Origin of the sequence: Burkholderia sp. 9120 (assembly GCF_000745015.1) — a bacterium.
Lineage (GTDB): Bacteria > Pseudomonadota > Gammaproteobacteria > Burkholderiales > Burkholderiaceae > Paraburkholderia.
In genome coordinates this window covers 656,643-679,034 of record NZ_JQNA01000001.1, presented here as the reverse complement: position 1 = coordinate 679,034, position 22,392 = coordinate 656,643, and the positions used below count along the sequence as shown (strand labels likewise).

Sequence of the window (22,392 nt, the reverse complement as noted above, 5' to 3'; positions counted from 1 at the left end):
GGAGACAAACCATGCAAGACGACGAAATCGATCCCGTGCTGGTGGCCGTGCTGGCGCAGTTGTGGCGGGCGCATCGCGAAACGCCGGGCGGCGCGTGGTCGCTCGCCAAACTGTCGAAGCAGGCCGGCGTGCCGATGAGCGGCCTGCGCCGGCAACTGACAGCGTTAGCCGATGGCGGGTTGGTTGAGACCACCTTCAATGAGGAAGGCACCGGCACGGCGCGCCTGAGCGAGGTCGGCGAGGGGTTGTGCGCGGAGTTGTTCAGCGAGAGAGCGGGCGATGACGATGACGACGATGGCGATGACGATGCGCCCGATCAGGATCAGACGGACCCGCCGCCGAAGATCCACTAAGTCATCTCCACGAGCGCGATGCCAGGCGCCGCGCTTATCAATTCGGGCTTATCCATACGCATTTGCCCCATGCCAATACGCGAAAAATTAATGCGCGCCACAGCCGCAAAAAAACGGCACAAAGCCGCAAAAAAATTTTCGCGCTGAAATTGACCTCCGAATATGGCCCCCTATGCTGGAGCCTTGCCTGGTGATGTCGAGCCACGCCAGGCGCTGTGGCGGGCACCTTCATCCATCTTCGGAGAATCCATGAAAACAAAGCTGGCGCGAGCCCTCCATCATTCATTGTGCATTAGAGGCGTCCGTGCCTTGCTGGCCGCGACGCTTGCGTTAGGTGCGGCTAGCGCCGTACATGTCGCGGTCGCGGCCACCGCGCAGCCGCTCGGCATCGCGTTCGTCTACCTCGGCAATCCGGGCGACGCCGGCTGGACCTACGCGCACGAACAGGGCGTTAAAGCGGTCGAGGCGAAGTTCGGCGACAAGGTCAAGGTAACGCGTGTCGAGAACGTGCCGGAATCGGCGGATTCGGAGCGCGTGTTTCGCGATCTGGCGTCCAAGGGCAACAAGATCGTGGTCGGCTCGAGCTTCGGCTTCCAGGACTTCGAACTGAAGGTCGCGAAAGATTTCCCGGACACCGTGTTCGAACACGCGACCGGCTACAAGAAGGCGGCCAACTTTGGCACCTATGACGTGCGCACCTATCAGAGCGCGTACCTTGCGGGTCTCGTCGCGGGTTACACGACGAAGTCGAACACGCTCGGCTTCGTGGGCTCGGTGCCGGTGCCCGAAGTCGTGCGCAACATCAACGCATTCACGTTGGGCGCGCGCTCGGTCAATCCGAAGGTGCGGGTGAAGGTGGTGTGGATCAATAGCTGGTTCGATCCGGGCCTCGAAAAACAGGCCGCCGAAACGCTGATCGGGCAGGGCGCCGATGTGCTGATTCAGAACACCGATTCGACCGCGACCATGCAGACCGCCGAGCAGAAGAAAGTGCATGCGTTCGGTTGGGATTCCGACATGAAGAAGTTCGGGCCGAATGCGCAACTCGGCGCGTGCGTGAGCAACTGGGGCGTGTATTACACGCATCTGGTGGATCAGGTGATGGCGGGCACGTGGAATAACACGCCGGTCTGGTGGGGGCTGAAAGAGAAAGCGATCGACCTCGCCGACATCAATACCGACGCCGTGTCGCCGGTCGCGCAAAAGGCGTTGAGCCAGAAGCGCGACGACATCATCGCGGGCCGCTTCAATCCGTTCGCGGGACCGATCATGGATCAATCCGGCGCGGTGAAGGTGGCGGCTGGGAAATCGTTGAGCGATCCCGAGTTGCTGCGCCTGAACTGGTTCGTGCAAGGCGTGGACGGGTCGCTGCCTAAGTGAAGGCAGACCCTGGTGTGAGCGGCCGCGTCACGGCGCGGCGGCCGCTGCCACCTCCGTTGTCGCGGTGGGTTCGAGCATCGCGACGCCGCAGAACCAGTCGCCGCCATGCGGCTTGTATTTCCATCGACTGCCGTTCTCGCTGAGCACGGTGGAACACTGATCGTTCACCACGATCCCGGGATTCGCGGCGGTGCATTGGAGCATCGCCGTGGTGGTTTTTTGCGCGGGTGGCAGCGGCGCTTGCGTGTCCGCCTGCAAGCTCGCGTTCAAACGCTGTAGTTCGTCGATACGCGTCGCGTACCACGTCGAGAGGCACGCCGTATCGCGGCAGTTCGCTTCCCGCCACGCCCATTTACTGTCGCTGTCGTTGAGAAAGGCCCGCCGGTTGACGACTCGCCGTCGTGCTTTCCAGTACAGTTGGCCTAGCGTGTCGTCGAGCGTCGAGAGCGCGGGGTCGTTGCAAATCATGCGCTCCGTCAGCGAGCGTCCCTTGTTGCAGTCGAAGCTGGTCGCATGCGCGGGCAGGCTGGCGAGCATCAGCGCGGCGATCAGGCAAGGGCGAAGGTTCTTCATGGCGGTCCCGGTAGTGCATGGCTTTTTCATGTTGTCGATGATCGGTCGAGTCGCCGCAACCCGGACGCCGGAACAACGCGTGAGTTCGGGTGGGTGATTACGAAATCTTGCCGGTCGAGACGAATGCGAAGCCTTAAACGACTTGGCGCCGCGCGTTGACGGAACGCTTTCAGGCATGCGCCGTGCAACTCACGAAGCAGCGGACGGGGATGGGTGGATGCCACGGTCTTCATCACCCGCGCAGATAGGCCGGCAGTCGGAACGCGGCCGTTGAGAAGCAGGAAAAACAGCAGGCAACGGGAGACAGAATGAAACAGCACCTCGTTCGACATTTTCGATGTCTTTATGCAGCGGCCGGTTTGTTCGCTGTGTCCGCGGGGGCCCAAGCGCAGTCGCAGGCTTATACGAGCAGCACGGTTAACGTGCGTGCTGGTCCCGCGTCGGATTACCCGGTCGTGACGCAGTTGCCCGGCGGCGTGCCGCTGACCGTGATGGGGTGTCTCAGCAACTATCAATGGTGCGATGTCGCCGCGCCGAATCTGCGCGGCTGGGTGTATGCGGGACGTCTCACGTATCCGTACCAGGGCGGCAACGTGCCGGTGATGAACTACGGCACGGTGATCGGCCTGCCGATCGTGACGTTTTCGATTGGCGCTTACTGGGGGAATTACTATCGCGGCCGGCCGTGGTATGGGCAGCAGTCGCGCTGGGCGCATCACCCGCCGCCGCCTCCGCCGCGACCCGGTGCGGGACGGCCGCCGGGTGGTGGTCGACCGGGTGGTCCGCCGCCTGGGAATGTAGGTGGTGGTCGACCGGGCGGTCCGCCGCCAGGGAATGCGGGTGGTGGTCGACCGGGTGGTCCGCCGCCGGGGAATGCGGGTGGTGGTCGACCGGGTGGTCCGCCGCCGGGGAATGCAGGTAGTGGTCGACCGGGTGGTCCGCCGCCGGGGAGTGCAGGTGGTGGTCGACCGGGTGGGCCTCAGCCCGGGAATGGGGGTGCCGGTCGTCCAGGCGGTCCTCAGGGCAATGCGGGTGGCCGTCCTCAAGGCGGTCCTCCGCAAGGTGGCGGAGGCCGGCCACAGGGCGGCGGCAACGGCAACGGCGGCGGCGGTGGTGGTGGCGGTGGCCGTCCACCCGATCAGCACTGAATGCGGGAGCGGCGCTCGCGAGTGGAACACAACCACTCGACGCGCTCGCTCAACCAGAAGACCTGCGACGGCCCCTTTCTTAGCGGGCCGTCGACTCTGTCCCCGTCGATCTCCGTAAGCCGCGGTGCGTTCAATATGCCCCATTCACAAATGCAGAACTCACCGCCCGCAGCGTCTCCTGCGAACGCGGATCGCTCAACCGCGTGTCCTGCACCCGCTCAGACACCGGCAGCCGCCAGCCAACACCTCGCTCGACACAACACGGCACACACCCGCCCATAACCGGCCCGTCAGCCGCCAAGTCCCGTCAAAATTTATGCGTCGCGATTAAATCGCGACAGACTCGCGTAAACCCCGGTGCGCCGCGTACACTAAGCTGCCGATGTTGGATTGGGGGGAGCGCACATATGACTTGTGAAGCGACATCTGGTAGCGCGGCGGAAACCAGGCCTGAGAGCACATCCGGGAGCACACCTGAGAGCACTCACTATCGGCCGGAACTGGCCGAGGAGGTGCTGGCGTCGGAGCGCAGCGTGTTGCGGCTGATCTCGCGCAATACGCCGCTGCCCGAACTGCTCGACGAAGTCTGCCGTCACGCGGAAGCGTTGCTCGGTGGTGGCGCGTTGTGCTCGATCCTGCTACTGGACCCCGACGGTGTGCATGTCAGGGTAGGTGGCGCCCCTTCGCTGCCGGCGCACTACAGCGCCGCGCTCGACGGCATCGTGATCGGCCCGCAGGTGGGCTCCTGCGGCACCGCGATGTACGAGCGTCGCCTCGTCGCGGTGGACGATATCGAAACCGATCCGCTGTGGGCGGATTACCGGCATCTGGCGTTGCCGCTCGGCCTGCGCGCCTGCTGGTCGGTGCCGTTCGACAACGACGCCGGCGTCGTGCTCGGCGCGTTCGCGGTGTATCACCGCACGCAGCGCCGGCCGACCGCCGAAGAAGAAACCATGCTGCGCGACATCAGCCGCAGCGTCGGTCTGGCCGTTCAACAGGACGCCATCTCGCAACGTCTCGAACAAAGCGAAGAACATCACCGGCTGGTGGTCGATCATCTGATCGAGGGGATCGTCGTGCAGTCGCGCGAGGGTATTGTGCTGGCCTGCAATCCGAGCGCGCAGCGCATGTTGCGCACGACCTCGCAACTCGTCGGGCGCAGCATCCAGAGCGTCATGAAGCGCGCCTATCACGAAGACGGCGCGCTCGTGACCGAGGCCGAGCGTCCGACCGTGCGGGTGCTGGCAAGCGGCAAGCCGATGCTGGGCGTCACGATCGGTCTGGAGCTGGTCGACGGCAACGTGGTCTGGCTCACCGAAAACGTCGTGCCGATCTTCAAGCCGGGCGACACCGTGGCGGCCTCGGTGCTGATTTCATTTACCGACATCGGGCCGGTGCGCGAGGCGCAACGGCAACTCAAGTTTCTCGCCACCCGCGATTCGCTGACCGGTCTCTATAACCGCGCCTATCTGACCGAGCGGATGCGCGACCTGTTCAAGCCGGGCTCGGCGCCCGGCATGCCGGAACTGGCGAGTGTCGCGGTGCTGTTCGTCGATCTGGACAGCTTCAAGAAGGTCAACGACACCGCCGGTCACGAAGCCGGCGACGCCTTGCTGTGCAGCGTCGCGGAGCGCCTGTCGGCCTGTATTGGCCGCGACGACACGCTCGCGCGCGTGGGCGGCGACGAGTTCGTGATCGTGGTCAGCGCGTACGACAACTCCGCGCATCTGATCGGCCTCGCGCGGCGCATTCTCGACATGATCGCGCTGCCGTTCGCGGTGGCGGATACCGAGTACTACCTGGGGGCGTCGATCGGCATCAGCCTGTTTCCCGAAGACGGCCAGGACGTCGCCACGCTGATGCGCAACGCCGATTCCGCGATGTACCACGCGAAGCAGCGCGGCCGGAACAACTTCCAGTTTTTTACCGCCGAGCTCAATCAGCATCTGCAACGCCGCTTCGTGATCGAGCAGGCGTTGCGGCGCGCGCTCGCCGGCAACGAGCTGAGCCTCGTGTATCAGCCGATCGTCGACAGTCAGGACGGCCGCACGATCGGCGCGGAAGCCTTGCTGCGCTGGTACAACGGCGAGCTGGGCAACGTGTCGCCGGTCGAATTCATTCCGGTCGCGGAAGATTCGGGCCTGATCGCCGAGATCGGCGAGTGGGTGCTGGCGCGCGCTTGCGAACAGGCCGCGCTGTGGCGGCAGACGCTGGCGCCCGAGTTGATCGTCGCGGTGAACCTGTCGCCGCGGCAGTTCAACGACGGCCTGCTGGAGCGCATCGAACGCTGTCTGACGCGCTCCGGGCTCGATCCGGCGGCGCTGGAGCTGGAAATCACCGAACGGCTGCTGATGCACGACAGCGACTCCGTGCTGCCGATCCTGAGCGCGCTGAACGGCATGGGCGTGCGGATTTCCGTCGACGATTTCGGCACAGGCTATTCGTCGCTGTCGTATCTGAAGCGCTTCCCGCTGCATAACCTGAAAATCGACCGGTCGTTCGTTGCCGGCTTGCCGGATCATCGCGATTCGATCGCGATCACGCAGGCGGTGGTGGCCATGGCCCATTCGCTCGGCATGAACGTGACCGCCGAAGGCGTCGAGACCGTCGAACAGGCGGCGTTTCTGCGGTCGATCCATTGCGACAAGCAGCAGGGCTATCTGTACAGCCGGCCCGTGGGCGCAAGCGCCTACGCCCGCGGGCTGGGCGAAGCGCAACTGGGCATGATCGACGGCGCGGTCCGGGGTGCGATTCATACGCGCTGAAGCGGCACTTAAGCCGCGCTGAAGCCGATTGTTCTGTTTGGCAAACAACTGACTTCGCTTTCCTGGTATTTATCCGGAGGCGCGGTCTCCCTACAATTCACCCATCGAAACGTAAATGGTGCATGGCGTCGAAGCGACGCCGGGCGATGGGAGTGGTTATGCCAGCTTTGATCAGAGATCAGCTTTACCGGCCGTCGGTGGTTCTGCCGATGGTCGCGCTCATGCAGGTGATGGTGTCGCAGGACTTCAATCTCGGCCAGGTCGGCTGGGTCGTGGCGGCGCGCGGTGCGCAGGCGGCGTTGCAACGCTCGCGCCGGTTGATTTGCGCCGCGGCACATTGCGAGGCTTGAGCGCGTAAGGGCTTAAGAGCTTAAGCGCACCCAGCACAGGCAACCTGAAGCGCTGAGGGTAAGATGCTACGACCTGCATTCAAGCCCCAGGAGCGTTGCCATGCCACAGCACTTCGACGCGGTCGTGATCGGTACGGGACAAGGCGGTTCGCCGCTGGCCGTACGCCTTGGTGAAAGCGGCCGCCAAACGGCGGTGATCGAGCGGGGCGCCTTTGGCGGGACCTGCGTGAATGTCGGCTGTACGCCGACCAAATCTTATGTGGCCAGCGCCCGCGCGGCGCATGTGGCGCGTCATGCCGCGGAACTGGGCGTGCAGGTGAGCGGGACCGTCAGCGTCGATCTGGCGGCCGTCAGGGCGCGCAAGGACCGCATCATCGGCCAGTCACGCGACGGCGTCGAACAATGGCTGCGCGGCGCGGACAACGTCACGGTATTCAACGGCCACGCACGTTTTACCGGCGCCCATACGCTATCCATCAGCGGGCCGGACGGCGCGGTGATCGACGAAATCAGCGCCGACGACATCTTCATCAACACCGGCACACGCGCCGTCGTGCCGCCGCTCGAAGGACTCGAGCGGATTCGCTACTACACCAACTCCAATCTGCTTGAACTGACGGAATTGCCGGAGCATCTGGTGATTGTCGGCGGCAGCTATATCGCGCTCGAATTCGCGCAGATTTTCCGGCGCTTCGGTAGCCGGGTGACGCTGCTCGTGCGTGGCGAACGCGTGCTGACGCGCGAGGATGCGGATTTTGCCGAGTCCGTGCGCAAGGTGCTCGCGCGGGAAGGCGTGGAGTTCCGCTTCGGCGTGCAGCCTTCGCGGGTCGAGCCGCATCCGCATCGCGAAAACGACGTGTGTATCGGCTTCGAGCAGAACGTGCCCGCGCTGGAGGCGTCGCACTTGCTGTTCGCGACCGGGCGCGAGCCGAATACCGACGACCTCGGTCTCGCCGCTGCGGGCATTGCTGTAGACAAGCACGGCACGATTCCCGTCGACGGACAACTGCGCACCAACGTGCCGGGCGTCTGGGCGATCGGCGATGTCAACGGCCGGGGTGCGTTCACCCATACGTCGTATGACGATTTTCAGATCGTCGCGGCCAATCTGATCGATGGGGGTTCGCGCAGCGTCGACACGCGCATCATGGCGTACGCGGTGTTCGTCGATCCGCCGCTGGCGCGGGTGGGGATGTCGGAGGCGGAGGTGCGCCAGGACGGGCGGGCCGCGTTGATCGCGACGATGCCGATGTCGCGAGTGGGCCGCGCGCGTGAGCGCGGCGAGACGGACGGCTTCATGAAGGTGATGGTCGACGCGCACAGCAAGCAGATTCTCGGCGCGGCGATCCACGGAATTGAAGGCGATGAGGCGATCCACACGTTTATCGACATCATGACGGCCGGGGCGGCGTATCCGACGTTGCAGTTCGCGATGCATGTGCATCCGACGGTGAGCGAGCTGGTGCCGACATTGCTGGACCGGTTGAAGACGATGGAGTGAACGGAGTGAGTGGGGTGAGCGATGGCGGCGAACTTCACGCCCGAAAGCCCGGCGAACGACGCAACCAACCAGGGACCGTCGATGAAGCACGCAATCAGCAGCGGTAATGTGTTCGAACTCGGCGCGACGGTGTCCCCGGACGAGCAGGTCGACGCCCTGGTCGAGCAGAGCGGCGTGAGCATCGAGCGGATCGTGTCGCGGGGCCACGCTAGCCCGCCTGGTTTCTGGTACGACAGTCCGCGTGCTGAATGGGTGGCCCTGTTGAGCGGCGCCGCGACGCTCGAATTCGACGACGACGCGGAGCCACACCGCATGAAGCCCGGTGATCACGTGTTGATCGACGCGCATCGCAGGCATCGGGTGGCATGGACGAGCGAGGCGGAGCCGAGCGTGTGGCTCGCGGTGTACTGTCCCGAAGACGCGTCGATCTGAACCCTGCCCGCGCGCGGTATTTAACGATTGCCGCGCGCCATGGTTGCGACTGGCCGGCCGCATTCGACAAAGCGTTCCCCCATCGCTGATAATCGCCTTCGGCGCGAGCAGCCGGTGACGGGTCACACACTGGCGGGTTGTGCGCCCAACCGTATTCATCATCAGGAACCCGAGCGATGGGCAAAGGACGCGTCGAAGCCTTCAGCGATGGCGTAATCGCCATCATCATCACGATCATGGTGCTCGAATTGAAGGTGCCGGACGGTTTCGATCTGGCCGCGCTGCGTCCCATGGTGCCGGTGTTTTGCGCGTACGTGCTGAGTTTCATCTACGTCGGCATCTACTGGAACAATCATCATCATCTGTTCCATACCGTGCAGAAGGTTAACGGCGCGGTGCTGTGGGCCAACCTGCATCTGTTGTTCTGGCTGTCGCTGCTGCCGGCCGTCACGCACTGGGTCGGCGAAAATCATCTGGCGTCGTGGCCCACCGCGATGTACGGCGTCGTGCTGTTCATGTCGGCGATCGCGTATTTCATTCTGACGCTCGTGCTGATCCGCGAACATGGGCGGGACTCGACGCTTGCCAAGGCGATCGGCAACGACTTCAAGGGCAAGGTTTCGGTGGTCATCTACCTCGCGGGGATCGTGCTGGCGTTTGTCGCGCCGTGGGTTTCCGCGGCGCTTTATACGCTCGCCGCCGCATGGTGGCTGGTGCCGGACCGGCGCATCGAACACGTGCTGGAAGCGTAGGGCGGCGCGGTGGCGCTCAGGAATCGATGATGTCTTCAGCCACACTCAAGCTCGTAACATCCGCAGTCGCTCGTATCGGCTTGATCTCCGACACGCATAACCTCGTGCGTCCGGAGGCGTTGCCCTATCTCAAGGGTTGCGATGCGATCATCCACGCGGGCGACATCTGCAATCAGGCCGTGCTCGATGCGCTGATGCAAATCGCCCCCGTCACCGCCGTGCGCGGCAACAACGACACGGGCGACTGGGCCGCGTCGCTGCCGACGCACGCCAGGCTAACCGTCCATCAGGTGACGATTCTCGTCGTGCACGATATCGCCGACGTACCCGCCGACCCGCGCAGCGAAGGCATCGGTGTCGTGGTGACCGGCCACTCGCACAAACCGTCGATCAGCGAGCGTGACGGCGTGCTGTTCGTCAATCCCGGCAGCGCGGGCCCACGGCGCTTCAAGCTGCCGATTTCCGCCGGCATATTGCGGGTAGACGGCGCGCACGCCAGCGCGACGTTCGATTTGCTGCTGACATAAAAAAACGGGCCGACCTGTCTGTCGACCCGTTTCGTACGATTTTCAATCGATCAATCGAGCAATCGGATTAATCAATCAGGCACGTGCCGTTGCCGCCGCCGCGTAGCCTTCATCCATCTCCGCCGCTTCACGCTCGCCGCGCAGCACCGCATGCGCTTCCGCACGCGTCGCCACACACGGACCCGAGCCCAGCAGCGGCTTACGCGCCGTTTCACGCAGGGCGAGCACCGACACGATACCGATCAGCGACGCGCCCATCAGGTAGTACGCGGGCATCATCAGATTGCCGGTGCTGTTGACCAGCCACGCGGTCACCAGCGGCGTCGTGCCGCCAAACAGCGACACCGAAATATTGAAGCCGATTGCCAGCGCGCCATAGCGAATCTTGGTCGGGAACAGAGCCGGCAGCGCCGACGGCATCACGCCGGTAAAGCACGACAGAAGCACGCCCAGAATCATCAGCCCGCTGAACACCGGCAACACGGTGCCCATGCGGATCAGCAGCAGCGCGGGGATCGACAGCGCGAACAGACCCACGCAACCGAACAGCATGACCGGCTTGCGGCCGATCGTGTCCGACAGACGGCCGGCGGCGAGCGTCATCGGCATCATCAGCACCATCACGAGCAGCACGAGGAACAGGCCGTGCGTTTCGTCGAAGTGCAGCGTGGCCGACAGATAGCTCGGCAGATACGACAGCGCCATGTAATCGGTGACGTTGAAAATCAGCACGAGGCCGACGCACAGCAGCAGCGGCTTCCATTGTTGCGCGAGCAACTGGCCGAACGACTGCTTCGGCAGCGCTTTGTCTTCGGCTTCGCGTTGCTCGGCCTGCTTCTTGAACGCGGGCGTTTCTTCGAGCTTCATGCGGATATACAGACCCACCAGACCCAACGGACCGGCGATCAGGAACGGCACACGCCAGCCCCACGAGAGCAGCGCGTCGTGCGAGAGCGTCGCGGTCAGCACGGCGACCGTGCCCGCGCCGAGCACGTAGCCGATCAGCGTGCCGAACTCGAGAAAGCTGCCCATGAAGCCGCGGCGCTTATCCGTCGAGAATTCGGCGATGAAGGTGGCCGCGCCGCCGTATTCGCCGCCGGTCGAGAAGCCTTGCACCAGCCGCGCGACCAGCAGCAGCATCGGCGCGAAAATGCCGATCGTGCCGTAGCTCGGAATCAGGCCGATCGCGAAGGTGCCGACCGCCATCATGATCATGGTCATGGCTAGCACGCGTTGCCGACCGATCCGGTCGCCCAGCGGCCCGAACACCATACCGCCCACGGGGCGCACGAGGAACGCCGCGGCGAACGTGCCGAACGTGGCGATCAACTGCGCGGCCGGACTCGCCGACGGGAAGAACACTTTGCCGAGCGTGACGGCGATGTAGCTGTACACGCCGAAATCGAACCATTCCATCGCGTTGCCGAGCGCCATGGCGCCGACGGCCCGCTTGAGGAGAGATTTGTCGACGACGGTGATGTCGTCGAGAGAAAGGCGCTGTTCTTCTTTATGGTGTCGCCAGAAGCCGTTGCTGGAAGCGGTCAAGGTAAAAACTCCAATGACTGCGACGAAACTCATGATGCGCATGAACGTTCCGCCACGGGTGCTGGGGAAGTGCAGTTTCGCGAGCCAAAGCGAAGGCGGCGCTCGTCGCCGGAACCGGCGAAGGAGCGAAATGGGCGCCAAAACGAAAACGCCCGTGCCTCGCGAGACATCTCGCGAAAAAACACTCGTCTAGATTGTGCTTGCTGTTGTACCTGCGTGGCCGTGGAAGGGGGGCAGGTACATGAGGACGCTGGGGTGGCTGGAAGCTGGCCCACGCGCCGCTGGAAGGCTTGAAACGAAAAAGGCCGGTGTAAATTCACCGCTCACTGAGTGACATGAGACGGGGAAACGACCGACGAGCCTTCTTGTATAAAAACTGTTCGATTCAGGTCTGCGTGTGCACAAAAATAAGCACGAAATCTGCACGCAAGGCCATGTTGAAAAGAACGCGAATGAAGGTGAAATGCAGTTGGAACGACGCACATATTAGCACGATGACAGAGGATCGTGCAAACCCAAGGCTCGGCGCAAGCCTTGGCGGACCGACTCAATCCCTTACAGGGCGGGGGATTGAGCGAATTGAAACGGTATGTAAAGACGGCTTAAAAGTGGCCCTGAAATGGACCATCTGGAGAGTTTTGGGGCGAAAAAAATCCGCGCACGCGGCGCGGATTTTTTTCAGGTTTCACGGGCTGCTTTAAGCCCTTTTTTGCAGCGCGGAGCGAGGCTTACTTCGGTGTGGCTTACTCCGCCGTCGGCGGCACATACCCTTGCGCGGTATCCGCGCCTTCGCCGAAGAAGAACTTTTCGGTCTGCTTCATCAGGTATTGGCGTGCGCGCGGATCGGCCATGTTCAGACGGTTTTCGTTGATCAGCATGGTTTGCTGCTTCAACCACGCCTGCCAGGCTTCTTTCGAAATGCTTTCGTAGATCCGCTTGCCGAGTTCGCCGGGCAGCGGCGGGAAATCGAGGCCTTCGGCTTCTTTGCCGAGCTTCGCGCATTGAACCATACGAGTCATGCTGTGCTTCTCCTTGAATCCTGTTGTCGATGTGGGGGGCGGGCAGTCGCTTGATCGCGGCGCTGCTCAGAGCTGTTTCATCAGCACGAGCGATTTGCGCTGCCAGTTATAAAGTCGGCGGCGATCTTCCGGCAGGTCGTCGACCGTTGCCTTGACGAAGCCGCGCTTGAGGAACCAGTGTTCGGTGCGCGTGGTGAGCACGAAAATACGCGTGAGGCCGCGAGCGCGCGCGCGCTGCTCGATGCGCTTCAACAGCCGCTCGCCGTCGCCGGTGCCTTGCGCTTCGGGGGCGACCGTGAGGCACGCCATTTCGCCGATGCGCTCCTGCGTGTACGGATACAGCGCCGCGCAGCCGAACAGCACGCCATCGTGCTCGATAACCGAGAAATGGTCGATGTCGCGTTCGATCTGATGGCGGCCGCGCCGCACCAGCGTGCCGTCCGATTCGAGCGGATCGATCAGCGCGAGAATACCGCCGACGTCGTCCGGCGTGGCTTCACGCAGGCTTTCAAGGTTCTCGTACGAGATCATCGTGCCGACGCCATCGTGCAGGAACAGTTCGAGCAGCAGGCTGCCGTCGAGCGCGTAGGGGATGATGTGCGCCCGCGCCACGCCGCCGCGGCAGGCGCGAATCGAGTGCTTCAGGTAGAAGCCCGCGTCGCCGGTGACTTCGCCGCTTTCGTGCAGCTTGTAGGCGTCGTCGAGCGACAGTTCGCGCACCAGTTCGGGACCTTCTTCGCCTTCTTCCATCAGGCCCGGCGTTTCGGTCAGGAACACGATCTTGTCGGCGCGCAGCGCGATCGCCGCCGCCGAGGCCACGTCTTCCATGGACAGATTGAACGCTTCGCCGGTGGGCGAGAAGCCGAGCGGTGACAACAGCACCAGCTTGCGGCTCGCGAGCGAATGGCGGATCGAATCCGCGTCGATCTTGCGCACCACGCCGGTGTGGGCGAAGTCGACACCGTCCAGAATGCCGACCGGCCGCGCGGTCACGAAGTTGCCCGACACCACGCTGATGTGCGCGTGCGCCATGGGCGTGTTCGGCAGGCCCTGGCTGATCGCCGCTTCGATATCCAGACGCACTTCGCCGGCCGCTTCTTTCGCGGACTCGAGCGCGCGGGCATCCGTAATGCGCATGCCGTGCGAAAACTCGGACTCCACGCCGTGCAGGCTCATCTGCTCTTCGACCTGCGGTCGCGAGCCATGCACCAGAACGATCTGGATGCCCATGGCCTGCAACAGCGCGATATCGGACACGAGCGCATTCAGGAGCCCCTGATGCACCACCTCGCCGCCGAAACCGACGACGAAGGTCTTGTTACGGAATGCATGGATGTAAGGGGCGACTGAGCGCATCCAGTCGACGAATTGCGCATGCTGGGCGAGGTTTTCCGTTGCCCCGGCGGGGGCCGGAACGCTCGCGGGCGCGGGGACGAGGTCGGTTTGGGAATTCATGCCGGGGATTATAATGCGCCCCCATGTCGAATGTACCCAAAAGTCCCGCTGCGGCGAACGAGAATCCGGCGCCGGCCGCCGATCAGTTGAACACCGGCGACGCCGGGCGCCGTCCTGCGCAGGACGCCAACCGAAACACGCCGCACAAGGCGCGCGAAACGCGTCGTCCGGAGCAGGGCGCGCAGGCGAACGCGCAGAAAAAAAATCCGCCGCGTGAGGGTGGTGCGAGTGGCGCGCAGGCGCCGAATCAGCCGAAACGCGGTGAAGGCCGAAGCGACCAGCCGCGCCGTGAACCGCGCGCTCCCCGCCCGCCGCGTGTCGTCGAACCGAACCCGATTCCGCCGATCACCTTCCCCGAAGCGCTGCCGGTTTCCGGCCGTCGCGAGGAGATCGCCAAAGCGATCGCGGGAAACCAGGTCGTGATCGTTTGCGGTGAAACCGGCTCCGGTAAAACCACCCAGCTGCCGAAAATCTGCCTCGCGCTGGGGCGCGGCCTCGGCGCGGGCGGCGCCGGTCTGATCGGCCATACGCAGCCGCGCCGGATCGCCGCCTCGGCCACCGGCCGCCGGATCGCCGAAGAACTCGGTACGCCGTTCGGCGAAGTGGTCGGCTACAAGGTGCGCTTTACCGACAATCTGTCGCCGGGCGCGTCGGTCAAACTGATGACCGACGGCATTCTGCTCGCCGAAACGCAGACCGATCCGCTGCTCAAGGCCTACGACACGCTGATCATCGACGAAGCGCACGAGCGCAGCCTGAACATCGATTTTCTGCTCGGCTATCTGAAGGAAATTCTCGTCAAGCGTCCCGATCTGAAGCTGATCGTGACCTCGGCGACGATCGACGCCGATCGGTTCGCGCGCCATTTCGGCAGCGACGAAAAACCCGCACCGGTGATCGAAGTGAGCGGCCGTCTGTATCCGGTCGAAGTGCGTTACCGTCCGGTCGTCGAAGACAGTCCGGCGGTGAAGGCCGCGGAAGGCACGAAGAGCGCGGCGGGTTCGCAGGCCGGCGGGCGCGATCGGCCCGATCGTCCGAAAACCCAGCGCGAAACCGACCGCGACCTGATGGACGCGATCGTCGACGCCGTGGACGAACTGTGCCGCGACGGCCCCGGCGACGTGCTGGTGTTCCTGCCCGGCGAGCGCGAAATTCGCGACGCCGCCGAAGCGCTGCGCAAACACCATCCGCCGCACACGGAAATTCTGCCGCTGTTCGCGCGCCTCTCCGCCGCGGAACAGGAACGCGTGTTCCGTATTTCGAATACGCGCCGCATCGTGCTGGCGACCAACGTCGCCGAAACCTCGCTGACCGTGCCGGGCATTCGCTACGTGGTCGACACCGGCCTCGCGCGCGTGAAACGCTATTCGTACCGCAACAAGGTCGAGCAGTTGCAGGTGGAATCGATTTCACAAGCCGCTGCGAATCAGCGGGCCGGGCGTTGCGGCCGGGTTGCCGACGGTATCTGCATCCGTCTGTACGAAGAAAGCGATTATCAGGGCCGCGTGCGCTTCACCGATCCGGAGATTCTGCGGTCGTCGCTGGCGTCCGTGATTTTGCGGATGAAGTCGCTGCACCTGACCGCGATCGAAACGTTTCCGTTCATCGAACCGCCGCCGGGCCGCGCGGTGGCCGACGGTTATCAGTTGCTCAACGAACTCGGCGCCGTCGACGACGACAACCAGCTCACGCCGCTCGGCCGCGAACTCGCGCGCCTGCCGCTCGATCCGCGCGTCGGCCGAATGATTCTGGCCGCGCGCGATCAGCAGGCGTTGAAGGAAGTGCTGATCATCGCCAGCGCGTTGTCCGTGCAGGACCCGCGCGACCGGCCGATCGAAGCGCAGGAGCAGGCCGACCAGGCGCATCGCCGGTTCGCCGACGAGCGCTCCGAATTCCTCCAGTGGCTAAAAATCTGGAACTGGTTCGAAGAAGCGATCACGCACAAGAAGTCGAACAAGCAGTTGCACGAGGAATGCCGCAAGAACTTCCTGTCGCAAATGCGTCTGCGCGAATGGCGCGACGTGCACTCGCAACTGTTGACCGTGGTGCGCGAACACGGCTGGCGTCTGAACGAGGCGGAAGCGACCTTCGAGCAGATCCACCTCGCGTTGTTGACGGGCCTGCTCGGCAACATCGGCCTGAAAGCCGACGACGAGCCGTATTACCTCGGCGCGCGCGGCATCAAGTTTTATTTGTGGCCCGGCTCGGCGCTGGTGAAGAAGGCGGGCAAGTGGGCGATGGCCGCCGAACTGGTCGAGACAAGCCGGCTGTACGCGCGCTGTATCGCGAAGATCGAGCCGGAGTGGATCGAGCGGATCGGCGCGCATCTGTTGAAGAAGTCGCTGTCCGAGCCGCATTGGGAGAAGCGCGCGGCGCAGGTGTCGGCGTTCGAGCGGGCCATGCTGTACGGCCTGCCGATCTATCACCGCCGCCGCGTGAGCTTCGGCCATCAGGACCCGGCGCGCGCGCGTGAGCTGTTCATTCGCGGCGCACTGGTGGAAGGCGAGTTCGACACGAAGCTCGCGTTCTTCGCGCACAACCGCAAGCTGCTCGCCGACATCGAGCAACTCGAACACAAGTCGCGCCGGCAGGACGTGCTGGTCGACGACGAGCTGATTTTCGGCTTCTACGATCAGGCGGTGCCGCAGGGCATCCACACCGGCGCGGCGTTCGAGCGCTGGTATCGCGACGAGTTGAAAGCGGCCGGCCAGACCGAAGACAAATTGCGTCTGCTGTACCTGTCGCGCGACGATCTGATGCGTCACGAGGCGGCCGGCGTCACGACCGATCTGTTCCCGAAGCGGATGACGATGTCGGGCGTCGAGATGGCGTTGACCTATCACTTCGAACCGGGTTCGCCGCGCGACGGCGTGACGCTCGCCGTGCCGCTGTATGCGCTGAATCAGGTCGACGCGCGACGCTGCGAGTGGCTCGTGCCAGGCATGCTGAAAGAGAAGGCGCAACTGCTGCTGAAATCCTTGCCGCAGAAATTGCGACGCCACTGCGTGCCATTGCCCGAGTACGCGGCGGGTTTCGTCGACCGGCATAGCGGGCCGCGTTACGGTGCGGGCGGTTTGCTCGAGTCGCTGATCGCCGATGTTCGCGAGCAGAAGCAGATCGCGATGAAGCAGGCCGACTTCAAGCTCGAGACCTTGCCGGCGCATCTGTTCATGAACTTCAAGGTCGTCGACGAACACGGCCGTCAGCTCGCGATGGGCCGCAACATGGCGCAATTGCGCTCGGAGTTGGGCAGCCAGGCGCAGCAGCATTTCCAGAAGATCGCGTCGAGCGCGGCGGGCGCGGCGCTGGCGGATGCGGGCGGCGGCAGCGTCGCGGCGGCCGCGCAGTTGGGTGGGCGAGGTGCGCAATCGGGTGCCCAATCCGGTGCGCAGTCTGGGGCGGCAGGAAAGGCAGGCGCGGCGGCGCAGCGCGGTGGGAAGGGTGTGCCTGGCGTTGCTATGTCGCAAACCGCGCAAGGCGCGCAAGGCGGCACGGCCGGCACCGCGCTGTACGAAAAACTGACCACGTGGAATTTCGGCAAGCTTCCCGAGTTGCTCGAAATTCGTCGCGGCGGCCAGACGTTGTTCGGCTATCCGGCGCTGGTGGATCGCGGCACGCATTGCGACGTCGAAGTGTTCGATTCGCCGGAAGAAGCCGCGCGGATTCATCGTGCGGGGTTGCGTCGACTGTTTGGGCTGCAGTTGAAGGAGCCGATCAAGTATCTGGAAAAGAACCTGCCGGGCTTGCGCGAAATGGCGATGCAGTTCATGCCGCGCGGCACGCAGGAAGAACTGCGCGATCAATTGATCGATACCGCGCTGGATCGCGCGTGTCTGCAAGACCCGCTGCCCGCCGACGATCTGTCGTTCCACACGCGCCGCGACGAAGGCCGTAGCCGGCTGACCTTGCTGGCCCAGGAGATCGCGCGTCTGGTGGGGCAGATTCTCACCGAATACGCGACGGTGACGAAGAAGCTGGTGCAGGCCCGCACGTTCACGGCCGCGCACGCCGACATTCAGAATCAGCTCGATGCGATGATCGGCAAGCGCTTTGTGGTCGACACGCCGTATTCGCAGTTGGCGCACTTTCCGCGCTATCTGAAGGGCATCGTGCTGCGTATCGACAAGCTGCGAGCGGACCCTGCACGCGACGCACGGCAGTTCGTCGAGTTTCAGCCGCTGTTGCAGAACTACCAGCGCGCGGTGGCGCAACGCGGCGGCGTGCTGGATACGCGGTTGTCGGAGTTTCGCTGGCTGCTGGAGGAACTGCGGATTTCGCTATTCGCGCAGGAGTTGCGTACGCCGATGCCGGTCTCGGTGAAGCGGCTTTATAAGGTGTGGGAGTCGATGCAGCGTTGAGTAGTGGTTTAGCGGTGGCGGTTTCGGCTGGTTACGCCGTGCTGGCGCTGGTCAACGCGGCGGACCGTTTTGACTGAGTCAATCGCGCCCCGCGCTAGCCGAGCCCGAGCCGGCTCCCCGGCTCGGCCCTGTTCCGCTCACCAATGCATGCCCGCGCCAAGCGACGCGCCGATTTGCCCGCGCGAGTCGGTCGTGCCTTGAACCTTGTAAACCCACTTGCCGGTTGGCGACAGTTGCGACACACCGATCGCAACCGCCGACTGTCCGCCGTAAGTGCCGCCGGCCATCGCCACCATGCCATGTCCCGGCAGCACCGCTTGCGGCAGGCCCGCGACGGCGAGCGCGGCCGCTGTACCGCCGTAGGCGTCGCGGCGGGCGGAACGGACCTGGTCGTCGGTATAGCTGTTGGCCTGACTGACCGCGCCGCCCATGCTCTGCTGCAACTGGTTGACGTTGACCGCGTCGGTGCCTTGCACGCCAGCGGCGACGTTGGCGATCTGCCGCTCCTGCCCGGCAGCACCGACCGACACAGTGCCGGCCCGGTCGGCCACTGAGCCCTGGCCCAATGCCACCGAGTTATCCGCACTCGCGTTCGCCGTGGCGCCGAGGGCGATGGCGTTGCTGCCACCCGCACTCGAATTCACGCCCAGCGCGGCGGCGTTGCTGCCGGTGGCGCTAGCCGTTGCGCCAACGGCCACCGCGCCGGTCCCCGACGCCTGCGCGCTCGCGCCGGCCGCCACCGACAGCGTGCCCGACGCCAGGGCGCTTGCGGTCGGATCGCCCGCCGCGCCGAACAGCGGATTAGCCCCCGCGCCGTTCACCGCGACGTTATTGACCGCGCCGCTGATGGCCGCGTTCAATTGCCCGAGGTTGACCGCATCGCTCGATTCGACGCCGTTCGCGACGTTGTGAATCAGCGTGCCGCTCGCGGCCGGATCGCCGCCGAGCGTCACGTTATGCCGGTCGACACTGCCGTCGGCATTGCGCGCATAGGACAGCGCGCCATCGAGCGCCGCCGCGCTGCCGTCGATCTGGGTCTGCAGCGCCTTCAACTGGCTCACGTTAACGGCGTCGGTATCGTTCGCGCCGGCGGCGACATGGGTGAGGCGGCGCTCGTTGCCCGCTGAGCCGATCGACACCTGACCAGTCGCATTGAACCCTCGGATGACGGAGGCGTCCGCGCCGGGCGGAACGTAAGCGACCCCGCCTAGCGGCGCCGCGACCGAGGCGGCGCCCAGCGCGACGCTGTTGGCCTCCGAGGCGAAGGCGCCGGCGCCGAACGCTGCCGACTGGTTGGCGGTCGCCCCGGCAGCCGCGCCGATCGCGGTGCTTTGCGTGCCGGTAGCCGCCGAGGACCCGCCGATCGCGACGGCCTCCGAGCCGGCGGCGCGGGCCCACGTGCCCAACGCGAACGCATCGGTGCCGCCTGCGAGCGCGCTGGTGCCAATCGCGCTCGCATTGGCGCCCGTCGACGTAGCGAGGTCGCCGATGGCAATCGAGCCCGGATCGCTCGCGAGCGCACGGCGACCCATCGCAATGGTGCCGTCTGTGTCCGCGATCGCGCCGACGCCGATGGCCAGCGCGGCGTTGCCTGTCGCGAGCGGCTGGGCGTCGCCGGTGTCGGTGCCGGTGGCGCTGAAGTAGCGCGGCGCGGCGCTGTTCGCGGCTGCCGTGACGCGGTCGTTCACCGCCTTCAACTGGCTGACGTTGACCCCATCCGTGTCGTTAGCGCCGGCCGCGACGTGAGTCAGACGACGCTCGCTTCCCACGGCGCCAATCGAGACCTGGCCCACCGCATTGACACCCTGAATGGCCGCAGCGTCCGCGCCGGCGGGAACGTACGCGAGCCCGCCCAGCCGCGCCGCGATCGAGGCGCCGCCGAGCGCGACGCTGTTGGCTTCCGAGACGAAAGCGCCGGCGCCTAACGCGACGGCCTGGTCGGCGGTGGCGACCGTGCCCGCGCCGAGCGCAATACTTTGCGCACCGGCCGCCCGCGACCTCGGACCTGTCGCGATGCTGGCGCCGCCGCTCGCACTTGCGTGAAAACCTAACGCGATGTCGGCGTCTTCGATGGCGAATGCATAGGCGCCGAACGCCATGCTGCCCATGCCGTTAGCCTCGGCATTGCTGCCGACGACCGACGCGCCTCCGCGGGTGGCGCGTGCCGCGTAGCCGACCGACGTGGCTTCTTCCGCGCTGGCCACCGAGTAGGGGCCTAGTGACACGGCCGCACCGCCGGTTGCGTTCGATTTGGCGCCGAGCGCCATGCTTTGCCAACCGGATGCGCTGGCCAGGTAGCCGATGGCGATTGAACCGGCGGTCGTCGTGCTGGCCTGGTCGCCGACCGCGATCGACGCAGTAGCGCTCGCCTGGGCGTTCGGGCCGACAGCCACGGCGTTCTCACCGGCTGCCGCAGCGTCGTCGGCGCCTGTGGCGGGCGCGCCGACGTCGAGATAATGCTCCGCCGTATCCCAAGGCACGGCGGCTTGCGCGCCAGTCATGCCGCCGAGCAGCGCGGCACTAGACAGCGTCAATCGGACCGCGACAGCCGTGCCGATTTTAAACGGGACGCTTTGTATTAACCCGGTCGATTTGCCGGTCTCGTCTTGCCATGTCGATGCAATCAATTGGGTCATTTTTTACCTTGCTCCAGATATCGGAAAGGAAATGAGGGGTGGCAATCCGGTCTGATTTAATTCGCTCTTTAACGGAGTGGGCGAGCTTTCATCGCCTGCGAGATAAAATCATGCGAAATGGTGTGGGTCTCGCGCGAACGGACGTCGGATCAGGCCTTTGTCTCAGTGGCAAGAGCCTCAAGCTGTTGTCATTTTGGATAATGTTGGCCCAAAACCGTGATGGGACAAATCCGAAAATAAAATTTTGCTTCGCCCGCGATATTTTTTTAATTCTTATTAAAGGAGAATTGATTAGGACGGAAGGCTTGGGTGATGATGGTTTTGGCTGGCAATTCGCAATTAACTTATGCTGAATTTAAATTGCGATGATCGATGGCGCATTATTTCAAGAGGAAATAAGAAACGTCCCCTACGATATTTCGAAATCCGCCGCGCGAATGCGTCGCGCCTTTCAGCGGCGTTGCGGGCCAAACCAGCCAACCCCCGACCCATGTCAACCTTGCATCACAGTAAACGTTCTACAATGACGAACGTTCTCCCGAAGTGAGTTTTCATGCGCAATTTTTCCTTCTCCGGCTTGACCGGCACGGTCCTGGCGGGCGCGGCAGTGGTCGCGGCAACAGGTTTTTTCTCTCCCGCGGCGCACGCGAACAACGTGATCGTGCTCAATTCAGGCGAAGCCACGCTCAGCCTGATCGACGAAACCACGCACCAGGTCGTCGGCACGGTGCCGACCGGCAAGGAACCGCACCATCTGATGGCCACGCCGGACAATTCGTCGTTGATCGTCGCGAATTCGGTGTCCAACAATCTGATGTTCGTCGACCCGAAAACGGGCCAGGTGCAGCGCTGGGTCGAGAACATCGAAGACCCGTACCAGATCGGCTTTTCGCCTGACCGCAAGTGGCTGGTCACGACCGGCCTGCGTCTGGACCGGCTCGACATCTATCACTACGACGGCCAGAAGAACCAGATGACGCTGGCCTCGCGCCTGCCGCTCGCGGTCATGCCGAGCCACATGGCGTTCACGAACGACAGCAGGACGGTGTTCGTCACGCTGCAGGTGTCGGGCGAGCTGGCCGCGATCGATCTGGCCACGCAAACCGTCAAGTGGAAGATGAAGGTCGGCAAGGTGCCGGCCGGCCTGTGGATGACGCCGGGCGAAAAATATCTGCTGATCGGCATGACCGGCTCGGATTACGTCGCGGTGGTCGACTGGCGCAACCAGAAGATCGTCAAGACCATCCAGACCGGCAAGGGCGCGCACAACTTCCGCTCGCTTGCCGACGGCAAACACGTCGCGGTGTCGAACCGGGTGGCGAGCACGATCAGCATCATCGACGAAGACACGCTCACCAACGTCGGCGACATCACCGGTCTGATGCCGGGACCGGACGACATGGAACTGACCGCCGACAAACGCTATCTGTGGGTCACGTTCCGCTTCGCGAAGCACGTCGGCATCATCGACCTGACCACGCGCAAGCTGATCCAGACGATCGCCGTGGGCCGTTCGCCGCACGGAATCTATTTTTACAATCGCGCACCGGTCACGGCGCCGAACGGCGCTTGACGCTTGCCGACCAGGCGCGCAACGA

Annotated in this window: 18 protein-coding genes; 12 read left to right on the top strand and 6 right to left on the bottom strand. The window is 64.2% G+C overall.

The window, feature by feature from the left end; translation table 11 throughout:
- Window positions 1-11 precede the first annotated feature (11 nt).
- Together FA94_RS02950 and FA94_RS02945 are read left to right on the top strand one after the other, a co-directional pair.
- The gene (locus FA94_RS02950; RefSeq protein ID WP_035546571.1) at window positions 12-353 is read left to right on the top strand and encodes a helix-turn-helix domain-containing protein; all 342 of its coding nucleotides are present in this window, start codon (window positions 12-14) and stop codon (window positions 351-353) included.
- Window positions 354-602: 249 nt separating this feature from the next.
- On the top strand, window positions 603-1,733 hold the full coding sequence (locus FA94_RS02945) for a BMP family ABC transporter substrate-binding protein (protein WP_051980314.1): 1,131 nt from the start codon (window positions 603-605) through the stop codon (window positions 1,731-1,733).
- A gap of 27 nt (window positions 1,734-1,760) precedes the next feature.
- Here the strand turns inward: FA94_RS02945 and FA94_RS02940 are convergent, their stop codons facing one another.
- Entirely contained in the window at window positions 1,761-2,306 is a 546-nt protein-coding gene (locus tag FA94_RS02940) for a lysozyme inhibitor LprI family protein (RefSeq protein ID WP_035546567.1), read from the bottom strand.
- 26 nt (window positions 2,307-2,332) lie between these two features.
- On the bottom strand, window positions 2,333-2,638 hold the full coding sequence (locus FA94_RS39030) for a hypothetical protein (protein WP_197070189.1): 306 nt from the start codon (window positions 2,636-2,638) through the stop codon (window positions 2,333-2,335).
- Here FA94_RS39030 and FA94_RS37730 point away from each other — a divergent pair.
- The 7 genes from FA94_RS37730 (at window position 2,615) to FA94_RS02905 (ending at window position 9,781) form a co-directional block, all read left to right on the top strand.
- Window positions 2,615-3,454 (top strand): SH3 domain-containing protein, encoded by an 840-nt coding sequence (locus FA94_RS37730; protein WP_081935649.1) that lies wholly within the window; start codon window positions 2,615-2,617, stop codon window positions 3,452-3,454. The genes FA94_RS39030 and FA94_RS37730 overlap by 24 nt on opposite strands.
- 407 nt (window positions 3,455-3,861) lie before the next feature.
- A complete protein-coding gene (locus tag FA94_RS02930) occupies window positions 3,862-6,219 on the top strand; it encodes a putative bifunctional diguanylate cyclase/phosphodiesterase (protein ID WP_035546563.1) in 2,358 nt (785 codons plus the stop codon).
- A 158-nt stretch (window positions 6,220-6,377) separates the two neighbouring features.
- Window positions 6,378-6,569 (top strand): hypothetical protein, encoded by a 192-nt coding sequence (locus FA94_RS02925; RefSeq protein WP_035546560.1) that lies wholly within the window; start codon window positions 6,378-6,380, stop codon window positions 6,567-6,569.
- 100 nt (window positions 6,570-6,669) lie between these two features.
- Window positions 6,670-8,070: an FAD-containing oxidoreductase gene (locus FA94_RS02920; RefSeq protein ID WP_035546558.1), complete on the top strand. Its 1,401-nt coding sequence runs from the start codon at window positions 6,670-6,672 to the stop codon at window positions 8,068-8,070.
- Window positions 8,071-8,151: 81 nt separating this feature from the next.
- Entirely contained in the window at window positions 8,152-8,502 is a 351-nt protein-coding gene (locus FA94_RS02915; protein WP_035549139.1) for a cupin domain-containing protein, read from the top strand.
- 176 nt (window positions 8,503-8,678) lie between these two features.
- A complete protein-coding gene (locus tag FA94_RS02910) occupies window positions 8,679-9,254 on the top strand; it encodes a TMEM175 family protein (RefSeq protein WP_035546556.1) in 576 nt (191 codons plus the stop codon).
- A gap of 29 nt (window positions 9,255-9,283) precedes the next feature.
- Complete coding sequence (locus FA94_RS02905) at window positions 9,284-9,781, top strand: metallophosphoesterase family protein (protein WP_035546554.1); 498 nt, start codon at window positions 9,284-9,286, stop codon at window positions 9,779-9,781.
- A 75-nt stretch (window positions 9,782-9,856) separates the two neighbouring features.
- Here the strand turns inward: FA94_RS02905 and proP are convergent, their stop codons facing one another.
- The 3 genes from proP to argA all read right to left on the bottom strand — a co-directional run bounded on the left by proP (window position 9,857) and on the right by argA (window position 13,800).
- On the bottom strand, window positions 9,857-11,359 hold the full coding sequence (proP, locus tag FA94_RS02900; protein ID WP_231584877.1) for a glycine betaine/L-proline transporter ProP: 1,503 nt from the start codon (window positions 11,357-11,359) through the stop codon (window positions 9,857-9,859).
- Window positions 11,360-12,069: 710 nt separating this feature from the next.
- Window positions 12,070-12,345 carry an oxidative damage protection protein gene (locus FA94_RS02895; RefSeq protein ID WP_035546551.1) on the bottom strand — a complete coding sequence of 92 codons (276 nt, stop codon included), beginning with the start codon at window positions 12,343-12,345 and terminating at the stop codon, window positions 12,070-12,072.
- A gap of 66 nt (window positions 12,346-12,411) precedes the next feature.
- The gene (argA, locus tag FA94_RS02890; RefSeq protein WP_035546550.1) at window positions 12,412-13,800 is read right to left on the bottom strand and encodes an amino-acid N-acetyltransferase; all 1,389 of its coding nucleotides are present in this window, start codon (window positions 13,798-13,800) and stop codon (window positions 12,412-12,414) included.
- 23 nt (window positions 13,801-13,823) lie between these two features.
- Here argA and hrpA point away from each other — a divergent pair, with 23 nt between their 5' ends.
- On the top strand, window positions 13,824-18,158 hold the full coding sequence (gene hrpA, locus FA94_RS02885) for an ATP-dependent RNA helicase HrpA (protein WP_035546548.1): 4,335 nt from the start codon (window positions 13,824-13,826) through the stop codon (window positions 18,156-18,158).
- A gap of 137 nt (window positions 18,159-18,295) precedes the next feature.
- On the opposite strand, the gene FA94_RS02880 is transcribed toward hrpA, so the two are convergent.
- Complete coding sequence (locus tag FA94_RS02880; RefSeq protein ID WP_051980313.1) at window positions 18,296-20,794, bottom strand: YadA family autotransporter adhesin; 2,499 nt, start codon at window positions 20,792-20,794, stop codon at window positions 18,296-18,298.
- Between the two features lie 38 nt (window positions 20,795-20,832).
- Here FA94_RS02880 and FA94_RS38480 point away from each other — a divergent pair, with 38 nt between their 5' ends.
- The gene (locus FA94_RS38480) at window positions 20,833-21,147 is read left to right on the top strand and encodes a hypothetical protein (RefSeq protein WP_156126499.1); all 315 of its coding nucleotides are present in this window, start codon (window positions 20,833-20,835) and stop codon (window positions 21,145-21,147) included.
- A 200-nt stretch (window positions 21,148-21,347) separates the two neighbouring features.
- The gene (locus FA94_RS02875) at window positions 21,348-22,367 is read left to right on the top strand and encodes a YVTN family beta-propeller repeat protein (protein ID WP_035546547.1); all 1,020 of its coding nucleotides are present in this window, start codon (window positions 21,348-21,350) and stop codon (window positions 22,365-22,367) included.
- Window positions 22,368-22,392: the final 25 nt, after the last annotated feature.